Source organism: Thalassospira profundimaris (genome assembly GCF_003326755.1).
GTDB classification, from domain to species: domain Bacteria; phylum Pseudomonadota; class Alphaproteobacteria; order Rhodospirillales; family Thalassospiraceae; genus Thalassospira; species Thalassospira profundimaris_B.
On sequence record NZ_JPWH01000007.1, the window covers coordinates 199651 to 215798 of the forward strand.

The following is a 16148-nucleotide window of genomic DNA, read 5'->3' on the forward strand; positions in this document are numbered from 1 at the left end:
GAATAATGAGTGAAATCGCAGGCATTTTTGCCATCACAATCGCCGCATTGATGGCATTTACGGCTCCTGTTCGGGCTGAGTTGATCACGATTACGGATGTTGCCGGGCGTAAACTTCAGGTAAATGCACCGGTTAACCGTGTTGTGCTGGGCGAGGGACGCCAGCTTTATGTCATCGCGATGCTGGACCGTGAAAACCCGGCCAAACGCATTGTTGGCTGGCGCAATGATTTGATCGAGGCGGATCCGGGCACCTATCACGAATATGAAAAGGCCTTTCCCGCATTCGCCAAAATACCGACATTTTCCGGCCTGGAACAAAGCCTGGTTGATATTGAAACAACCATTGCCCAAAAACCCGATGTGGTTTTTCTCAATTTCGAAACCAAAAAGGCGGTAGATGAGGCGAACTTTGTCGAGAAACTCGCCAGCCTGAACATCCCGGTGGCCTATGTCGATTTCCGGCATGATCCTGAACATAATACCGAACCTTCCATGCGCCTGATGGGTAAACTTTTTGGTCAGGAAGCACGTGCGGAGGCCTTTATCAATTTTCGCCGCGCCCAGATCGCCCGGGTGACGGATGTCTTGGCGAAAGCCAACCCGCCGCGCCCCAAGGTGTTTATTGATCGTGCCGCCGGATTTTACCAGGATTGCTGCCATACCTTCGGTTATGGCAATTTTGGCGCGATGGTCGAAATGGCCGGAGGCGATAATATCGCCAAAGACATCCTCCCAGGCACATTCGGGCAGCTTAATGCCGAACAGGTGATTGTCTCCAACCCGGATCAGGTGATTGTCACCAGTGCGGACTGGCAGGCCTATGTGCCAGGGGGCAAATGGGTGCCGGTCGGGCCGGGGGCCGATATGGACGAAGTGCAAAAGAAACTGGCATTTTACCCCACACGTCCGGCCTATCAGGGCATTGCCGCGCAAAAAACCGGCGCGTTTCATGCTGTCTGGCACCAGTTTTACAACAGCCCCTATCAATTTGTTGCCATTCAGCAATTTGCCAAATGGTTCCATCCAGAGCTGTTTGGTGATCTTGATCCTGATGAGACATTTCGAGAATTTCATGAACAATTTTTGCCGATTGATTATCAACCGGGATATTTTGCCAGCCTGAAGACAAAACCATGAAATTGCGTCACATTAAAAATCAGGAACTGATCGGCGGACAACATTATCGGCATGTTGTCCGTCGTCGTTTGTTTTTGCTGGCCGGTCTTGGCACCGCCCTGTTCGTCAGCATCTGCTTTGATCTGTCACTTGGCCCGGCCAGTATTCCGTTGGTCGATGTGGTGCGCGCCCTGTTTTTGCCGGGCACTGTGACGGACCAGGTTTCGGTGGTGGTGCGCGACATTCGCCTGCCGGTCGCGGCAATGGCCGTGGTTGTGGGCGCGGCCCTGGCGATTGCCGGGGCGCAGATGCAAACCATTTTGAACAACCCGCTGGCAAGCCCCTTTACCCTGGGTATTTCGGCCGCTGCCGGGTTTGGGGCATCGCTGGTGCTGGCTTTTGGCATTACGGTTTTGCCGGTTGCCGCTGCCATTATGGTGCCGGTCAATGCCTTTATCATGGCGATGCTGGCGGCACTGGTCATTCATATGCTCAGCATGCGACGCGGCGCCAATACCCAAACCATCGTATTGCTGGGTATTGCAATGGTTTTCAGCTTCAACGCCCTGTTGGCCCTGGTGCAGTTTCTGGCCTCGTCCGAGGGGTTGGCCGCCGTTGTGTTCTGGACAATGGGCAGCCTGACCAAGGCAACCTGGCCCAAGTTTTTTGTTGTATCTGCCATTCTGGTCATTGTTCTGCCGGTATTCATTCGCCGGGCCTGGGCCATGACCGCCATGCGCATGGGCGATGACAAGGCGGCCAGTTTTGGCATTCGTGTCGGCCGGTTGCGCCTGGAAACCATGCTGCTGGTCAGTTTGCTGGCTGCCATTCCGGTATCCTTTGTCGGCACCATCGGCTTTGTTGGCCTGGTGGGGCCGCATATTGCCCGGCTGATGATTGGCGAGGATCAGAGGTTTTTCCTGCCCGCATCCGCCCTGGCCGGGGCCCTGTTGCTGTCGGCCAGTTCCGTTGCCAGCAAAACCCTGATTTCGGGCGCAATCCTGCCCATTGGCATCGTTACCTCGCTGGTGGGTATTCCGTTTTTTGTTTCCCTTGTTCTGACGAATTCAAAAAAGTTATGGTAGTTCTGACACTGGACCAGATTGGTGCGCGGCTGGGTAAAAAAACCGTACTTTCCAACATTTCCGCCGGGCCGTTTCGCGGCGGCGACGTCATTGCTGTGGTCGGGCCAAATGCGGCGGGGAAATCCACGCTGTTTAAACGCATTTGCGGGCTGGTTAACGGGCAGGGTCATGTTGACTATCAGTATCATGACACAAGCCCGGGATCGTCGCATGACGGCATGTGTTATGTGCCACAAAATACGATGGTTTCCGTTGCCTTAAGCGTTTATGAGGCGGTGTTGCTGGCCAAAAAACAGGGTGGTGACTGGCATGTTTCACAGCAGGATATGGAAACGGTTGACCAGACCCTGAATTTGCTGGGTATCCTCGATCTGTCCAACCGGCCGGTGGGCGAGCTTAGCGGCGGGCAAATGCAGCTTGTCAGCATTGCCCAGGCGCTGGTGCGTGATCCCAGAGTACTGCTTTTGGACGAGCCGACATCCGCCCTGGATCTTAGCCGCAGTCACCAGATCCTTGCCTTGATGCGCAGCCTTGCCAAAAAACACGACATGCTGATCATGATGGCCCTGCATGACCTTAATGACGTATTGCGATACGCCGATCATACATTGGTCATTGCCAATGGCGCATTGGTGGCCGGCGGGGCGACACAGGATGTGATTACCGAAGCCCTGCTGCACGATGTGTATCAGGTGCGCGCCCGGCTGGAACCCTGCAGTGCCGGGCAAACACGGGTGATAGTGGATGGGGCCTTAAACGAATATGTCTGACATGCTGGACGGGCCGTGCAGTTAGTTAGGGGCTGTTTGCCCCCGGTGTTTCATCCAGGCGGCATATTCAGGGTGGTTTGGCTGCATATCGGCATAAAGCCACACCATGCGATCCACAAACCAGAGCTTTGCCAGCATTATCATGCTCATGCCAAACAGGGTTGCCCAGACATTCAGCCAGACCAACCCGGCAAGCCAGAGAATGCAGGCAAGGGCCGAAACGGTATTGAGGATATGCCCCATCCGAAGATGATGCTGCGGGATCGGGACTTTCTGGCGGTTCAGCCAGACCCGTTCCCCCAGCACTCCCTGGGACATCCAGTTATGTGTATCGCTTGGGGGTGGAAACAGCCGGGGATTAACCCATAACCACAACAGGGCAATGGCAAAGGGCAGCAACGCCCAGCCGCCAATCCAGATACGGCACCAAAGCGCAAGGCTGATCAGGGGCAGGGCGGCAACGCGGCTCCAGCCACTCCAGGGGTTGGCATGACGCTGCCAAATTTCCGGCGACATGCCCATCAGCTTTTCGGCCCGTTCGGCAAGTTTCACCTTGCGTGACGCTTTATATTTTGATGACAACTAATAACCACTTCAAAATAAGATTTTGATATTGTTGTAATATTTGCGCATTAGTAGCATGCAGCCTCCTTAGATCAACGGAAATATCGATATGGGATCATCATTTTCTCATATATTCTGATTCGTCTTTGGGATTGATTGTGCTTTATCTAAATTTCCATGATAAAATAGTACAAGTATAGAGATTTTTTTAAGATACTTCAATCGATTCCTTAGCCTTAGAGAGATATTGGAATAAGATGTTGACCTTATCTCTTCTGAGTAGAATGCTGGTATGGGAAAATGTTGGGAGGAATACATGCTAGTTTATGCCAATCACTTTATAATGAGTGGTCAAGATACTGAGTACTGCGTTTTAAAAGCCATAGGCGGCTGGATAAAAGAACAGCTAGGATACGGCCTGCACCCTGAGCAATTGGTCGCTACTGGTGAATTTCCCGGCCAAAAAGGTTCATCATCAAGTTATCTCAAGATTATCTCCGCCACAGACTACAGTCCGAAACTGTTTTTTTGGAAATTAAGCGTTCAAGACCAATATGTCAAAGGCAGACAATGGCAGACAGAGCTAGGACTAAAAATATCCTCAGATAGGTTAGAGTTCTCGTGTGTTCTTAAAACAGATGAATTAAGTGCGCTCATTGCCAAACCAGTTATTGCCTCTAAGCCTCGCGTCATTACATATATTTTTAACAATATAAAAAATGCAAATAATGCAAGTTTTTTAGGATCGTTAGTAGGAGATTCAATAAAAGAGTTAAAAGGTGATTTGACGTCGTATCGTGCATTCTTATATGAAATAGAAAGATCACAGAGAGATTATCCAATTGTTTTGGTAAGCCCGACTCAAGACGGTGAATATCTGGTGAACTGTGATTATCTGCAGAATTCTTTAATTGGCTTGGCCCAAGTTATAAAAGTTTCAGAAAATTATGATCGCTACGAAATGTGCGCAGAACTTGGTCAAAAATGGTCTGCATGGCATGGTGCCATAAACGTGATTCACACTCCTAGAAACAGAGGTTTTATTCAAGGTAGATATTTTTTGGCCGATGAAATTAGGGGCTGGGGCGAGAAGAGGCAAGATTATGTTTCGCGCATATTAGCCTGGGTGACTAATGATACAAATGCACAGAAACTGAAGAACCGAATTCGTTTTGAAGGAGTTATTCAGGCTGCGTTTAGGTCAAGGATAAAGTATGCTCAGCTACATGTAAACAGTATGGATTCTGAAGAGTTAAAGGTTGAACTTAATGAAGTTTACAAGCAAGTCGAACGGCAAGAACATTATTTTAATGATATAGTGGAGGAAAATAAGAACCTCGAAATTTTATTGGCAGAGACGCAAAATCAGGCATCAGATCTTTCGGATCAAGTGCGACAAAAAGATTTCCAAATATCGTCATTGCAAGGCCTTCTTGACAACAATGGAAAAAACAAGACAAGTAATCATGATATTGATTTATTATTTAATATTGCATGTCGAAAAGATGAGCCAACTCCTGAAGAATGTCTCAATGCTTTAAGTGTTAAGTACTTTTCTGTTTGTGAAATTTTAGAAAGCGCGACAAAAAGTGCACAAGATTCAAATCGCTTTAAAGATGGACGTAGATTACTAGATATGCTTGTGCGATTGGTGACTGACTATCGAGAGGAGTTAATTAAAAATGGTGATGCAGCCGCGAGAAAAGTTTTTGGGCAAAATGAGTTCGCGGCTAAGGAATCTGAGACGGTTATGAGTCATTTAAAGCTGAAGAGATATAGAACATTTAATTATTTGGGTGAAGATGTGGAAATGTTTCGGCATTTGAAAATCGGGACATCTGACGATGTTTCCAAGACTATTAGAGTTCACTTCTATTGGGATTATTCGAGAGAAAAGATAATAATTGGTTACTGCGGTAAGCATTTGCCGGTTTCTGATCACTAAATGAAAGTTCTGGATTTTTAAATAAAACACCCCCGGCCACAAAACCGGGAGTGTTCCAATGTTCAAGCCAAATGGCTTTATATCTCAGTCAGTTGCCGGATTACTGCAAATCAAACCGGTCTGCATTCATCACCTTGGTCCAGGCGGCAACGAAATCCTTGACGAATTTTTCAAGGTTGTCGTCCTGGGCATAAACCTCGGCATAGGAACGCAGGATCGAATTTGATCCGAATACCAGATCAACACGGGTTGCGGTCCATTTGGCATCGCCGGTTTTACGGTCGACGATGTTATAAAGGTTCTGTCCTGCCGGTTTCCAGCTATAGGCCATGTCGGTCAGATTAACGAAAAAGTCGTTCGTCAATGTGCCCGGACGGTCGGTAAAGACACCGTGTTTGGTGCCGCCATAATTGGTATCAAGGGCACGCATACCCCCAACCAGAGCCGTCATTTCCGGTGCCGTCAAGCCCATCAACTGGGCACGATCGAGCAGCATTTCCTCGGCCGACACAACATAGTCTTTCTTCAGCCAGTTGCGGAAACCATCTGCCAACGGTTCCAGAACATCAAAGCTGTCGGCATCGGTCATTTCGTCGGTGGCATCGCCACGACCCGGTGCAAACGGGACAGTGATTTTCACACCCGCATCATGGGCGGCCTTTTCAACCGCTGCCGTCCCGCCAAGAACGATCAGGTCCGCAATCGAGACCTTTTTGTCCAGGCCAGCCTGAATACCCTCCAGGGTTTTCAGAACCTTTGCCAGACGGTCCGGTTCGTTGCCTTCCCAGTCCTTTTGCGGGGCGAGGCGAATACGGGCCCCATTGGCACCACCGCGCATGTCCGACCCGCGATAGGTGCGTGCACTATCCCAGGCAGTATTGATCAGTTCGGCACTGGTTAGCCCGGAATTGAGAAGCTTTGCCTTCAGATCGGCAATTTCGCTGTCCGACAGGGTGTAATCCACCGTCGGGATCGGATCCTGCCAGATCAGATCTTCGCTCGGCACATCCGGGCCGAAATAGCGGGCTTTCGGGCCCATGTCACGGTGGGTCAGCTTGAACCATGCACGGGCAAATGTTTCCGAGAAATAGTCCGGATCCTTGATGAATTTCTGGCAAATGGCGTTATAGGTCGGGTCAACCTTCATTGCCATGTCGGCATCGGTCATGATCGGCATGCAACGGATCGACGGGTCCTCGACATCAACCGGCATGTCTTCTTCTTTAATGTCGATCGGCATCCACTGCCAGGCACCTGCCGGGCTTTTCTTGAGCTCCCACTCATAACCGAACAGCAGGTCAAACCAGCCCATATCCCACTGGGTCGGGTTTTTGCTCCAGGCCCCTTCGATGCCGGATACAACGGTATCACGGCCAATGCCACGCCCCTTGGTGTTCATCCAGCCCATGCCCTGCGCGGTAACATCGGCGGCCTCGGGTTCGGGGCTCAGATTGGCGGCATCGCCATTGCCATGACATTTGCCAATGGTGTGGCCACCGGCGGTCAGGGCGGCGGTTTCTTCGTCATCCATTGCCATGCGGGCAAAGGTTTCACGCACCTGGGCGGCGGTTTTCATCGGGTCCGGCTGGCCGTTAACACCTTCCGGATTCACATAGATCAGGCCCATCTGAACCGCTGCCAGCGGGTTTTGCATTGTTTCCGGTTTGGAAACATCGTCATAACGGCCATCGCTCGGCGCAAGCCATTCTTTTTCGGCACCCCAGTAGGTGTCCTTTTCCGGGTGCCAGATGTCTTTGCGGCCAAAGCCAAAACCAAAGGTTTTCAGACCGGCCACTTCATAGGCAATGGTGCCCGAGAGAATGATCAGGTCCGCCCACGAGATTTTGTTGCCATATTTCTTTTTGATCGGCCACAGCAGACGGCGGCCCTTGTCCGTATTGACGTTATCGGGCCAGGAATTGAGCGGGGCAAAACGCTGGTTGCCGGTACCGCCACCACCACGGCCATCGGCCAGACGATAGGACCCGGCGGCATGCCAGGCGACACGGGCAAACATGCCAACATAGCTGCCCCAGTCGGCCGGCCACCAATCCTGGCTGTCCTTCATCAACTGGCGCAGGTCATTTTTCAGGGCCTCGACATCCAGCTTTTTCAGTTCTTCGTGATAGTCAAAGTCCTGACCCAGCGGATTGGTTTTCACATCATGCTGATGCAGAATGTCCAAATTCAGGGCATTGGGCCACCAATCCATCACTGTGGTGCCCAGCGCGGTTTGACCGCCGTGCATGACCGGGCATTTGCCTGTTGCTGCTTTTCCGTCCATTTCTCTCTCCGTATGCTGGCTGAGATATTTGCCGCTTGTTGTCTTGATCAGGACTTTTGTAAACGCATGGCCTGATAACCAGAATATGTGCGAAATACGTTTATGTCCAAGTCAATATTCAACCTAGATGATTGCCTGTGGCGTCTTGTGGTGGGTGTGTCGTGCTGTTTGTGCTGAAGAAAAATTTAGCGTGGAATGATATTATAGGGGAAATAGGTATTTTTTTATTTTTTGATAGGTTTTATCGATTAATTGTTGGCGTTGCGGCAGAACCGTTCAACACGGCATGTTGATGGCTGATCACCCAAAGCCGATGTCAGCCCTGATCCTCCATGTTGTGGGGAAGTCTGGCAATAATGTGGTTTGCTATTCACTTTCGTCGGCAAATTTTGTCGACGGACTGAATGTGGTCATAAATTGGGTAAACGCCATCGCATTCGGCATAATATTGGGAATAGAGAGCGCAAAATTCCTGTGACGATTACCAATTCGCAGCTTCTTTTGGGTCAGTGTGCCCGGCGGAGTTGGCCGTCAAACCGGCAGCAACGATTGTTATGGGAAGGTATTTTGATGAAAACACTTCTGCTTACAAAAACCGAAGTTGATCAATTGATCAAAATGCCTGACGTGATAGAAGCCGTCGAAGAGGCCTATAAGACATTTAGCAGCAAACAGGTTGTACAACCGGGTTATATCGGTATCGCATTACCTGATCATCGCGGCGAGATTGATTTCAAGCTTGGTTATTCCAGGGTGAATGAAATCATCTCGATGAAGGCGCATTCCGGCGGATTTACCGATAATCCGCAAAAATATGATGTTCCCAACAGTATGGGTACCGTGCTTTTGTTTGACGGCAATAGCGGCACCCTGATTTGCGTTATGGATGGCAGCCTGATCACCGGGCTGCGCACCGGGGCCGCCGGGGCGGTTTCGGCGCGCGCACTGGCGCGCAAAAATTCCCGGAGCGTAAGCTGCATCGGAACGGGCAATCAGGCCCGGATGCAGATACGTGCCCTGGTTGAAGTCATGAAAATTGACGAAATCCACGCCTGGAGCCGCACCCCCGACAAACGAACGCAGTTCAAGACGGAAATCGAGCAGGAATTCGGGATTAACGTCACCATTGCGACGTCCAAGAAGGATGCAGTTGAACAGGCAGACATCCTTGTGACCACGACGCGGGGCAAGGGGGATGTCATTGACGCGTCATGGGTAAAACCTGGCACACATATTGTCGCCATCGGGACGGATGCACCGGGTAAACAGGAATTTGATCCGGAAATTTTTCGCACCGCCAGAACCGTTGTCGATTCCGTTTCGCAATGCTGCGAAAAAGGCGAAACCAGCCACGCACTTGAACACAACATCATCACCCGCGACGGCATCCATGCCGAGATTGGCGAAATATTGCTGGGCCACAAATCCGGGCGGGAGAGCGAAGATGAAATCACTCTTTTTGATTCCACCGGCATGGCCATACAGGACAATACAACGGCAAACAGAATTTATCAGAACGCGATAAACAGAAATATCGGCTCCTTTTTTACCTTTTTCGAGTAATGGTCATGCGCAATTACCCAACCCTTCAGGACATTCACGAAGCACGAGCGCGACTGAAGCCTCATATTCGGCATACACCGCTTTTGCATGCCGATAAAATCGAGCGTCAGGTTGGCTGTCAGCTTTATCTCAAGCCGGAGACATTGCAAATCACCGGCGCGTTTAAAATTCGCGGCGCCCTGAATACGGCGCTGTCATTGCCCAGAGACGAAATCGCAAACGGTATTATTGCCACCTCGTCGGGCAATCACGCGCAAGGGCTGGCATATGCAGCCAGGATGCTGGGTGTAAAAGCGATTTTGGTGCTGCCGGTGACAACACCAAAGATCAAAATCGAAAATACAAAGGCGCTTGGGGCTGACGTCATTCTTTTCGATGGTGATACGGCTGCCCGCTGGAAAAGGGTGTATGAAATCGCCGAAGAAAACAAATACGCCCCCATTCATGCCTTTGAAGACCCGCGGGTGATGGCAGGCCAGGGGACAATGGGCTGCGAAATCCTGGAGGATATGCCCGACATTGATACGGTTCTTGTGCCTGTTGGGGGCGGCGGGCTGATTTCCGGTGTGGCAACCGCGCTCAAAGAGACCAAACCCTCCATTCGCGTGATCGGTGTGGAACCAGCCTTGACGCCAAAATATTATCAAAGCCGTTTGAACAAAAAACGGACGTCCTTGCCGCTGAAAAATACAATCGCTGATGGCCTGCGGATCAGCGTTCCCGGCCAGAACCCGTTTCCCATTATTGAAAAATATGTTGATGAAATCATTCTTGTTGAAGACGAACATATTATTGCCGGGATGCGAAGCCTTGCCAAAGACGCAAAACTGATCGCGGAACCCGCCGCATCCATCGGTGTCGGGGCCTTGCTGGCGGGCAATGTTACGGTTCGACCTGATGAAAAGGTGTGCGCCATTCTGTCAGGCGGAAACTGGGACCTCGCCGATCTTGCCGAAATTTACACATAAAATCGCATGATGGTTCGTCATATAATGCCATCCCCCCCTGGCCGATGCAGGGGGGATGGCACGGAGAATGACACCTGTTTTCTAAACCCTGTTGTTTAAACGATAGTCCTGGCAGAGGGCATATCGGGATCATGAATTTCGGCCAATCGGCGCAGGCCACCCGTAAGGGTTTCACGGTCGGGGCTAACACCTAGCGAAATCCGCACTGCATTGGCCGTGCCCCGCCCGATGGCAAAGGCCGATGCCGGTACCACGGCAACACCTGCCATTTCGGCCTGTCGGGCAAAACTGTCGGCCGACCAATGGGCCGGCAATTCCAGCCAGATGTGATGCCCATTCGGGCTGGCATGAAAAGGCCGGCCTAGTTCGCTTCTGGCAAGGGCCTGGCGGGCGGTGTTTTCGGCAATAATCGCGGCCGTCAAATCCTGTAACACCCCTTCAACGATCCAGCGGCTTGCCAGTGCCGCCATCAATGAAGGGGCCATTAAAATGGTTGTGCGCAGGATTGCGGCCAGCCTTTGCGCCTGTGCGGGGTCGGGCGCGACAATATAGGCCACCCGAAGGGCCGGGCTGGCGCATTTTGACAGGGTGGCAATATGCCAGGTGATATCCCCGGCAAGGCTGGCAAAGGCGCGATTGTTTTTATCATTTCGTAACGGCCAATAGGGGTCGTCTTCGATAATGGCGACGTGATATTTCCGCGCGATCCGGGCAATGGCCGCACGGCGCTCCAGCGGCAAGGTGGCGGTTGTCGGGTTGTCGATATTGGGGACCAGATAAATCGCCTTGGGATGATCCTCGGCACAGGTTTTTTCAAACGCATCGGGAATAATGCCATAGTCATCCATCGCCAGGCCCGCCAGCTGCAGCCCCCTTTGCTGTGCCACGGCCTTTATACCAGGATATGTCAAATTTCCTGCTGCCAGAACATCGCCGCGTTTCATTAAAAGATCGCAGAGCGCGTAAAGCCCGCTTTGCGCCCCTGCTGCGAGCAAAACACATTCCGGTGCAACGGTGCCAAGGCGCGATGACAGCCAGTCGGCTGCGACATCGCGGTCAAATTCCGCGCCCCGGCTTTCCTGATATTGCAGGTTAAGCAACCCGGTTTTGCTGGATAAAATGTCGGACATCCCCTGTGCGAACAGGCGACGGAAATTCATATGCGCAAGCTGGGGCGGGGTATTCATGCTCATGTCAATCAGCGGCAACCGGTCATTGACCACCCCGGTAACTTCAACGCCCTTGCGAATAAAGGTCCCCCGTCCCGGGCTTGCCTCCACCAAATGGCGTTTGCGCGCTTCGTTAAAGGCGCGCGTCACCGTGGTCAAATCCACCCCGATCGCTTTGGCAATGACCCGTTGCGCGGGCAGGCGTTCGCCCTGCGCCACCAGACCATTGTTAATATCTTCCTCCAGCGCATCAACAATGCCGAGATATTTGAGACGGGCATTTTCCTTGACCCACGGATTCCACATATGCCCCTCATTGTATGGATATATTGCATGTTTGCATTGTGACAAAAAGGCATACACCAACAGACTTGTTTGTGCTATGCCTACTTATGATTGCAAAATCAGTTCGAAGATATGATTCAAGTGTGTTCATAACAGGCTGAATTTTATGATATATTCTTGTAAATCAGATAAAGCAATTCAGGATCACTGGATGATTCGTGGCTTTATCATAAAGCCATACAATATCCATACAATAAACGCGGTTCGGAGGAAAAACAATGCTAAATGATGATGAATGGCCGCCCTTGCGCCCGGTTGGCGTTGGCATTCGCGGGCGCTGTCCCCGCTGCGGGCAGGGGCATTTGTTTTCCGGATTTTTGAAAATTGCCGATAAATGCGATTATTGCGATCTCGATTTTTCCTTTGCCGATCCGGCGGATGGACCGGCATTTTTCGTCATCTGTTTTGCCTGCATTCCATCGCTGATCATGGGTCTTTGGATCGAGCTTGCCTATCAGGCACCCTATTGGGTGCATCTGCTGACAACATTGCCTTTCCTGCTGCTGACCTGCATTCCGCCGCTCCGCCCGCTCAAGGGGTGGCTGGTTGCCAGCCAGTATTATTTCAAGGCGGCAGAAGGTAAACTTGATGATGGGCTTGAAAAATAATTTTATAAATCAAATATTTATGAAGATATATTCATGTTTTACATACGGACTGTATCAGGATTGCGCGATAAACATGGTTTCGTCATAACGCAGCAGGCACTGCCCGATGGCCCCCTGGATGGCGATGTCCTTGTCCCAGGGTAAATGCACGATTTGCGGGCCACGTCGCAATTCCGGCACCTGGGCATCCTTCAGGCTGCGATAAAGTTCGGGTTCCATCAGGTCAAAGGCACGCGCGCCAGAGCCGGTGATAAAAATCCGTTCCGGGCCCAACAGGGCAATCAGATTGGCAATGCCATATCCCAGCACCTTTCCGGCATGGCGAAACAGATCGGCAAAGTCCTCGTTACCGTCCCGGGCCTTGTCCACCAGCGCCATCATCTGTTTTTCGCTGGGATGCAACTGGTTGGTGATCGCGTCGCTATCGGGGGTATCAGTCAGCGCACTGGCATCGCGCAGGATGGCATAATCGCCGATATGGGCCTCAAGACAGCCGCGCTTGCCACAATTGCACAACGGCCCGTCGGGCTGATATTTCATATGGCCAAATTCGGCAGCCGCCCCAAACGGACCATTATACACCGTGCCGTTTAAAACCAGCCCCATGCCAATGCCATAGCCCAGCATGATCACGGCAAAATCGCCACCCTGATGCAGGGCGGTATTTTGTGTAATCGCCGTGGCAATGCAATTGGCATCGTTTGACATCATCACCAGCCCGCCATAGCGGGCGCGCAAGGGTTCCGTCACCGCGATCTGGCGATGGCGCAGGGCCGGGGACCACATGATTTCGCCGCTATTATTATCGGCCACCCCTTGCAAGGCGATGCTGATTCCCGCCGGGTTTTGCGTGATGACATCATCATTCGCCGCGATGAACCGGTCAATCAGGGCGCATAATGTTGTAATCAGCGATTGTGCATCAAGGTCGCGGGTCTGAATGCGGTGTTCGCTTATGCGCTCGATTTCCCCTTTGAAATTTCCCAGGGCAATTTCAATCAGATTGATGGTTATCTTGATGCCAATGACATAAGCCGCCGTTGGCACCAGATCGAGCAGCACTTTTGGTCGTCCGCGCCCGTTGCCGGCCCCGGATGCCGCCCCGGTCATGCCGCCATGAGGATCCGGTGCACTATTTGATCCGCCATTTGACCCGTCATGAGGGCCGGGGCCGGGTTGAATTTCCTGTACCAGACCCTGCGCAATCAGCCCGGCCGTAAGCGAGGTAACGGAGGCCGGGCTTAACCCGGTGGCAGTGCCAATATCAATACGCGCAACCGGGCCATGCAGCCTTAAATATCGCAAAATGGCAATCTGGGAGGGCTGGCGCGGAAGATCGGAGGTCGGGCGACGGCGCATGCAGGGGCCTGTAAACTGAGGAAACAAGGCAGTAGGGTGGTTCGGGTCCGAAAACCGGTTTGAGACAGGATGATCCCGTCACGACGATTGTTATATATGCGCGGGCCATTTGGCAATTGGCACAAATACCCGCCATCGAATTTGAAAAACCGGCAGGGCCTGGGCGGGCGGCATTAAAACCGGCGCCATCGCCGCCCCGTAACCCCGGTGTGTGCGGCACAACCAAAAATCAGGCCGGGGCCGGAACATTGGTTGCGCCAGGACCGGCCAGATGAATCAGATGGTCGGGCATTTTGCCCAGAATGATCATGCCCAGCACATCATCATGATTAACATCCTCTGTGCGGACCGTCCCCACCAGTTGACCGTTTTTCATCACATGCAAGCGGTCGGACAAATCAAAAACATCGTGCAAATCGTGACTGATGAGCAAAATGCCCAGCCCGTCCTTTTTAAGCTGGTCAATCAGTTCGCCCACCATGCGGGTTTCCTGCACCCCAAGCGCGGCACAGGGTTCGTCCATGATCAGGATCCGTGCCTCGAATAACAGGGCGCGGGCAATGGCAACGGACTGTCTTTGCCCGCCTGACAAGGCCGCCACCGGGGCATTGAATTTTTTGAAATTCGGGTTCAGCCGATGCAGCACTTCGCGGGCCTTGTGCTCCATCGCCACATCATCCAGAAACCCGGTTTTACTGACAATTTCGCGTCCCAAAAACAGGTTTTGCGCCGCATCCAGATTATCGGCCAGGGCCAAGTTCTGATAGATGGTTTCAATTTTGTTGTCGCGCGCATCGCGGGCATTTTCAATTTTTGCAGCACGCCCATCAACAATGATCTCGCCGCTATCCGGCGTATAGGCTCCGGCCAAAATCTTGATCAGGGTTGATTTTCCGGCCCCGTTATGGCCCAGCACCCCGACGACTTCGCCGGGATAGAGGTCAATCGACACGCCATCAACCGCCTTGATCCCGCCAAAGCTAAGGTGAATATCGCGCATTTCAACCAGCGGATTTTTACCGGCATTGCTATTTGACATTTCCGGTCTCCTTTATGCGCTCGGGTCGCTGTAACGACGGTGGAAATATTTGTCGCTAAACACGGCAAGAACCAGCACAAGGCCAATAACGATACTTTGCAGGGATGTATCGACCCCCAAAAGGGCCATGCCGCTTTGCAGGCTTTGCATCACCAGCGCCCCGATCAATGCGCCATAAATGGTGCCAAGCCCCCCGGCAAGCGAGGTTCCGCCAATCACCACAGCCGCAATCACGCGAAGTTCATCAAGGGTGCCAAGGTCATTGCCTGCCGATTGCAAACGCGCCGAGGAAATGGCCGCACTGATGGCGCATAAAACCCCCATCAGGGCAAAAACGGCCACGGTCATGCGTTTGACGTTAATTCCGGCCAGTTCTGCCGCCTGCGGATTGCCACCAATGGCAAAAACATAGCGCCCAAACCGGGTGCGTTTTGCCACAATGGTCAAAACAATCGCCACCAGGGCCACAATCAGCAGGGGAATGGCAATGCCATGCGAAATTTCAAGATTTTCCGGCGTAACGGGTATACCCCGGTTTTCCAGAATTTTCTCTGCCGCGCGGCTGGGCAGCATATAGGCATTTAATGTGCCAATACCCGCAAGCACCAGGCCCGCCATCAGGCACACATTGGTCCATTCTGCCCAAACCGGTTTAACGGGAAATTCAAACGCCAGTCTGCGCCGTCGGCTGATGAGCGCATTGTAAATAATGGCGCAAATGGCAATGGCCGCGACAATCCAGCTCCAGGTCGCGCCAATCGTGCCATGAATCCCGCCGCCCATCAGCATGAAATTGGCATCCAGCGGCGCAACAGTGCGGCCCTGTGTCACCCACCAGGCCGCCCCGCGCCATACCAAAAGGCCGCCCAGCGTGACAATAAAGGCAGGCACACCCAGATACCCCACGGCAACGCCCTGGATCCCGCCAATCAGGGCGCCAATTGCCAGACCGGCCATCAGGGTGATGATCCAGGTCATCGGATGATTATAGCCCAGAAACTGCGGTAAAATATCAGCCTGGATCACCCCCATGATCATCGCCAGCACCCCCAGAATGGAGCCGACAGACAGATCAATATGGCGTGTCACAATGATCAGGACCATGCCGCAGGCCATTACCGCGACCGATGCGGTCTGGACCGACAGGTTAAAAATATTGCGCGGGGTGATAAAACGCCCGCCAGAAGCGATGTCAAAGCCAATCCAGATAATCAGCAATACTGCTGCCAGACCCACCAGGCGGCGGTCTATTTCCATTTTGGCGAAAAGCTGTGTCATTTGATATGCTCGTCAGGCAGCGGGGCCGGTTTGGTTTCCAGACCGGCCCCGTG

13 protein-coding genes are annotated in these 16148 nt (G+C 52.3%); 7 read left to right on the forward strand and 6 right to left on the reverse strand.

Going from position 1 to position 16148, the window contains the following annotated elements; genetic code table 11:
- Positions 1-5: 5 nt before the first annotated feature.
- From TH25_RS10520 to TH25_RS10530, 3 genes are read left to right on the forward strand one after another with little or no spacing between them, the layout of a single operon-like run.
- A complete protein-coding gene (locus TH25_RS10520; RefSeq protein ID WP_114088382.1) occupies positions 6-1139 on the forward strand; it encodes an ABC transporter substrate-binding protein in 1134 nt (377 codons plus the stop codon).
- Complete coding sequence (locus TH25_RS10525) at positions 1136-2203, forward strand: FecCD family ABC transporter permease (protein ID WP_114088383.1); 1068 nt, start codon at positions 1136-1138, stop codon at positions 2201-2203. The genes TH25_RS10520 and TH25_RS10525 overlap by 4 nt, the downstream gene beginning before the upstream one ends.
- Positions 2197-2973, forward strand: a complete 777-nt coding sequence (locus TH25_RS10530; RefSeq protein WP_114088384.1) for an ABC transporter ATP-binding protein — start codon at positions 2197-2199, stop codon at positions 2971-2973. The genes TH25_RS10525 and TH25_RS10530 overlap by 7 nt, the downstream gene beginning before the upstream one ends.
- A gap of 21 nt (positions 2974-2994) precedes the next feature.
- Here TH25_RS10530 and TH25_RS10535 read toward each other — a convergent pair whose 3' ends face one another.
- Positions 2995-3555, reverse strand: coding sequence for a DUF6653 family protein (locus TH25_RS10535; protein ID WP_220151387.1), 561 nt, complete (start codon positions 3553-3555; stop codon positions 2995-2997).
- A 298-nt stretch (positions 3556-3853) separates the two neighbouring features.
- On the opposite strand from TH25_RS10535, the gene TH25_RS10540 reads away from it, so the two are divergent.
- Positions 3854-5482 (forward strand): hypothetical protein, encoded by a 1629-nt coding sequence (locus TH25_RS10540; protein ID WP_114088385.1) that lies wholly within the window; start codon positions 3854-3856, stop codon positions 5480-5482.
- 100 nt (positions 5483-5582) lie between these two features.
- On the opposite strand, the gene katG is transcribed toward TH25_RS10540, so the two are convergent.
- The gene (katG, locus tag TH25_RS10545; RefSeq protein ID WP_114088386.1) at positions 5583-7766 is read right to left on the reverse strand and encodes a catalase/peroxidase HPI; all 2184 of its coding nucleotides are present in this window, start codon (positions 7764-7766) and stop codon (positions 5583-5585) included.
- A gap of 570 nt (positions 7767-8336) precedes the next feature.
- Here katG and TH25_RS10555 point away from each other — a divergent pair.
- The gene (locus tag TH25_RS10555) at positions 8337-9329 is read left to right on the forward strand and encodes an ornithine cyclodeaminase family protein (RefSeq protein WP_114088388.1); all 993 of its coding nucleotides are present in this window, start codon (positions 8337-8339) and stop codon (positions 9327-9329) included.
- A gap of 5 nt (positions 9330-9334) precedes the next feature.
- Entirely contained in the window at positions 9335-10297 is a 963-nt protein-coding gene (locus TH25_RS10560) for a threonine/serine dehydratase family protein (protein ID WP_114088423.1), read from the forward strand.
- 95 nt (positions 10298-10392) lie between these two features.
- On the opposite strand, the gene TH25_RS10565 is transcribed toward TH25_RS10560, so the two are convergent.
- Positions 10393-11772 (reverse strand): aminotransferase-like domain-containing protein, encoded by a 1380-nt coding sequence (locus TH25_RS10565; RefSeq protein ID WP_114088389.1) that lies wholly within the window; start codon positions 11770-11772, stop codon positions 10393-10395.
- 257 nt (positions 11773-12029) lie between these two features.
- On the opposite strand from TH25_RS10565, the gene TH25_RS10570 reads away from it, so the two are divergent.
- Positions 12030-12419, forward strand: a complete 390-nt coding sequence (locus tag TH25_RS10570) for a DUF983 domain-containing protein (protein ID WP_114088390.1) — start codon at positions 12030-12032, stop codon at positions 12417-12419.
- Between the two features lie 54 nt (positions 12420-12473).
- On the opposite strand, the gene TH25_RS10575 is transcribed toward TH25_RS10570, so the two are convergent.
- The 3 genes from TH25_RS10575 to TH25_RS10585 form a co-directional block, all read right to left on the reverse strand.
- The gene (locus TH25_RS10575) at positions 12474-13778 is read right to left on the reverse strand and encodes an ROK family transcriptional regulator (RefSeq protein ID WP_114088391.1); all 1305 of its coding nucleotides are present in this window, start codon (positions 13776-13778) and stop codon (positions 12474-12476) included.
- A 229-nt stretch (positions 13779-14007) separates the two neighbouring features.
- Positions 14008-14817 carry an ATP-binding cassette domain-containing protein gene (locus tag TH25_RS10580; protein ID WP_114088392.1) on the reverse strand — a complete coding sequence of 270 codons (810 nt, stop codon included), beginning with the start codon at positions 14815-14817 and terminating at the stop codon, positions 14008-14010.
- Between the two features lie 12 nt (positions 14818-14829).
- Positions 14830-16095, reverse strand: coding sequence for a sugar ABC transporter permease (locus TH25_RS10585; protein WP_258549112.1), 1266 nt, complete (start codon positions 16093-16095; stop codon positions 14830-14832).
- Between the last annotated feature and the right edge of the window lie 53 nt (positions 16096-16148).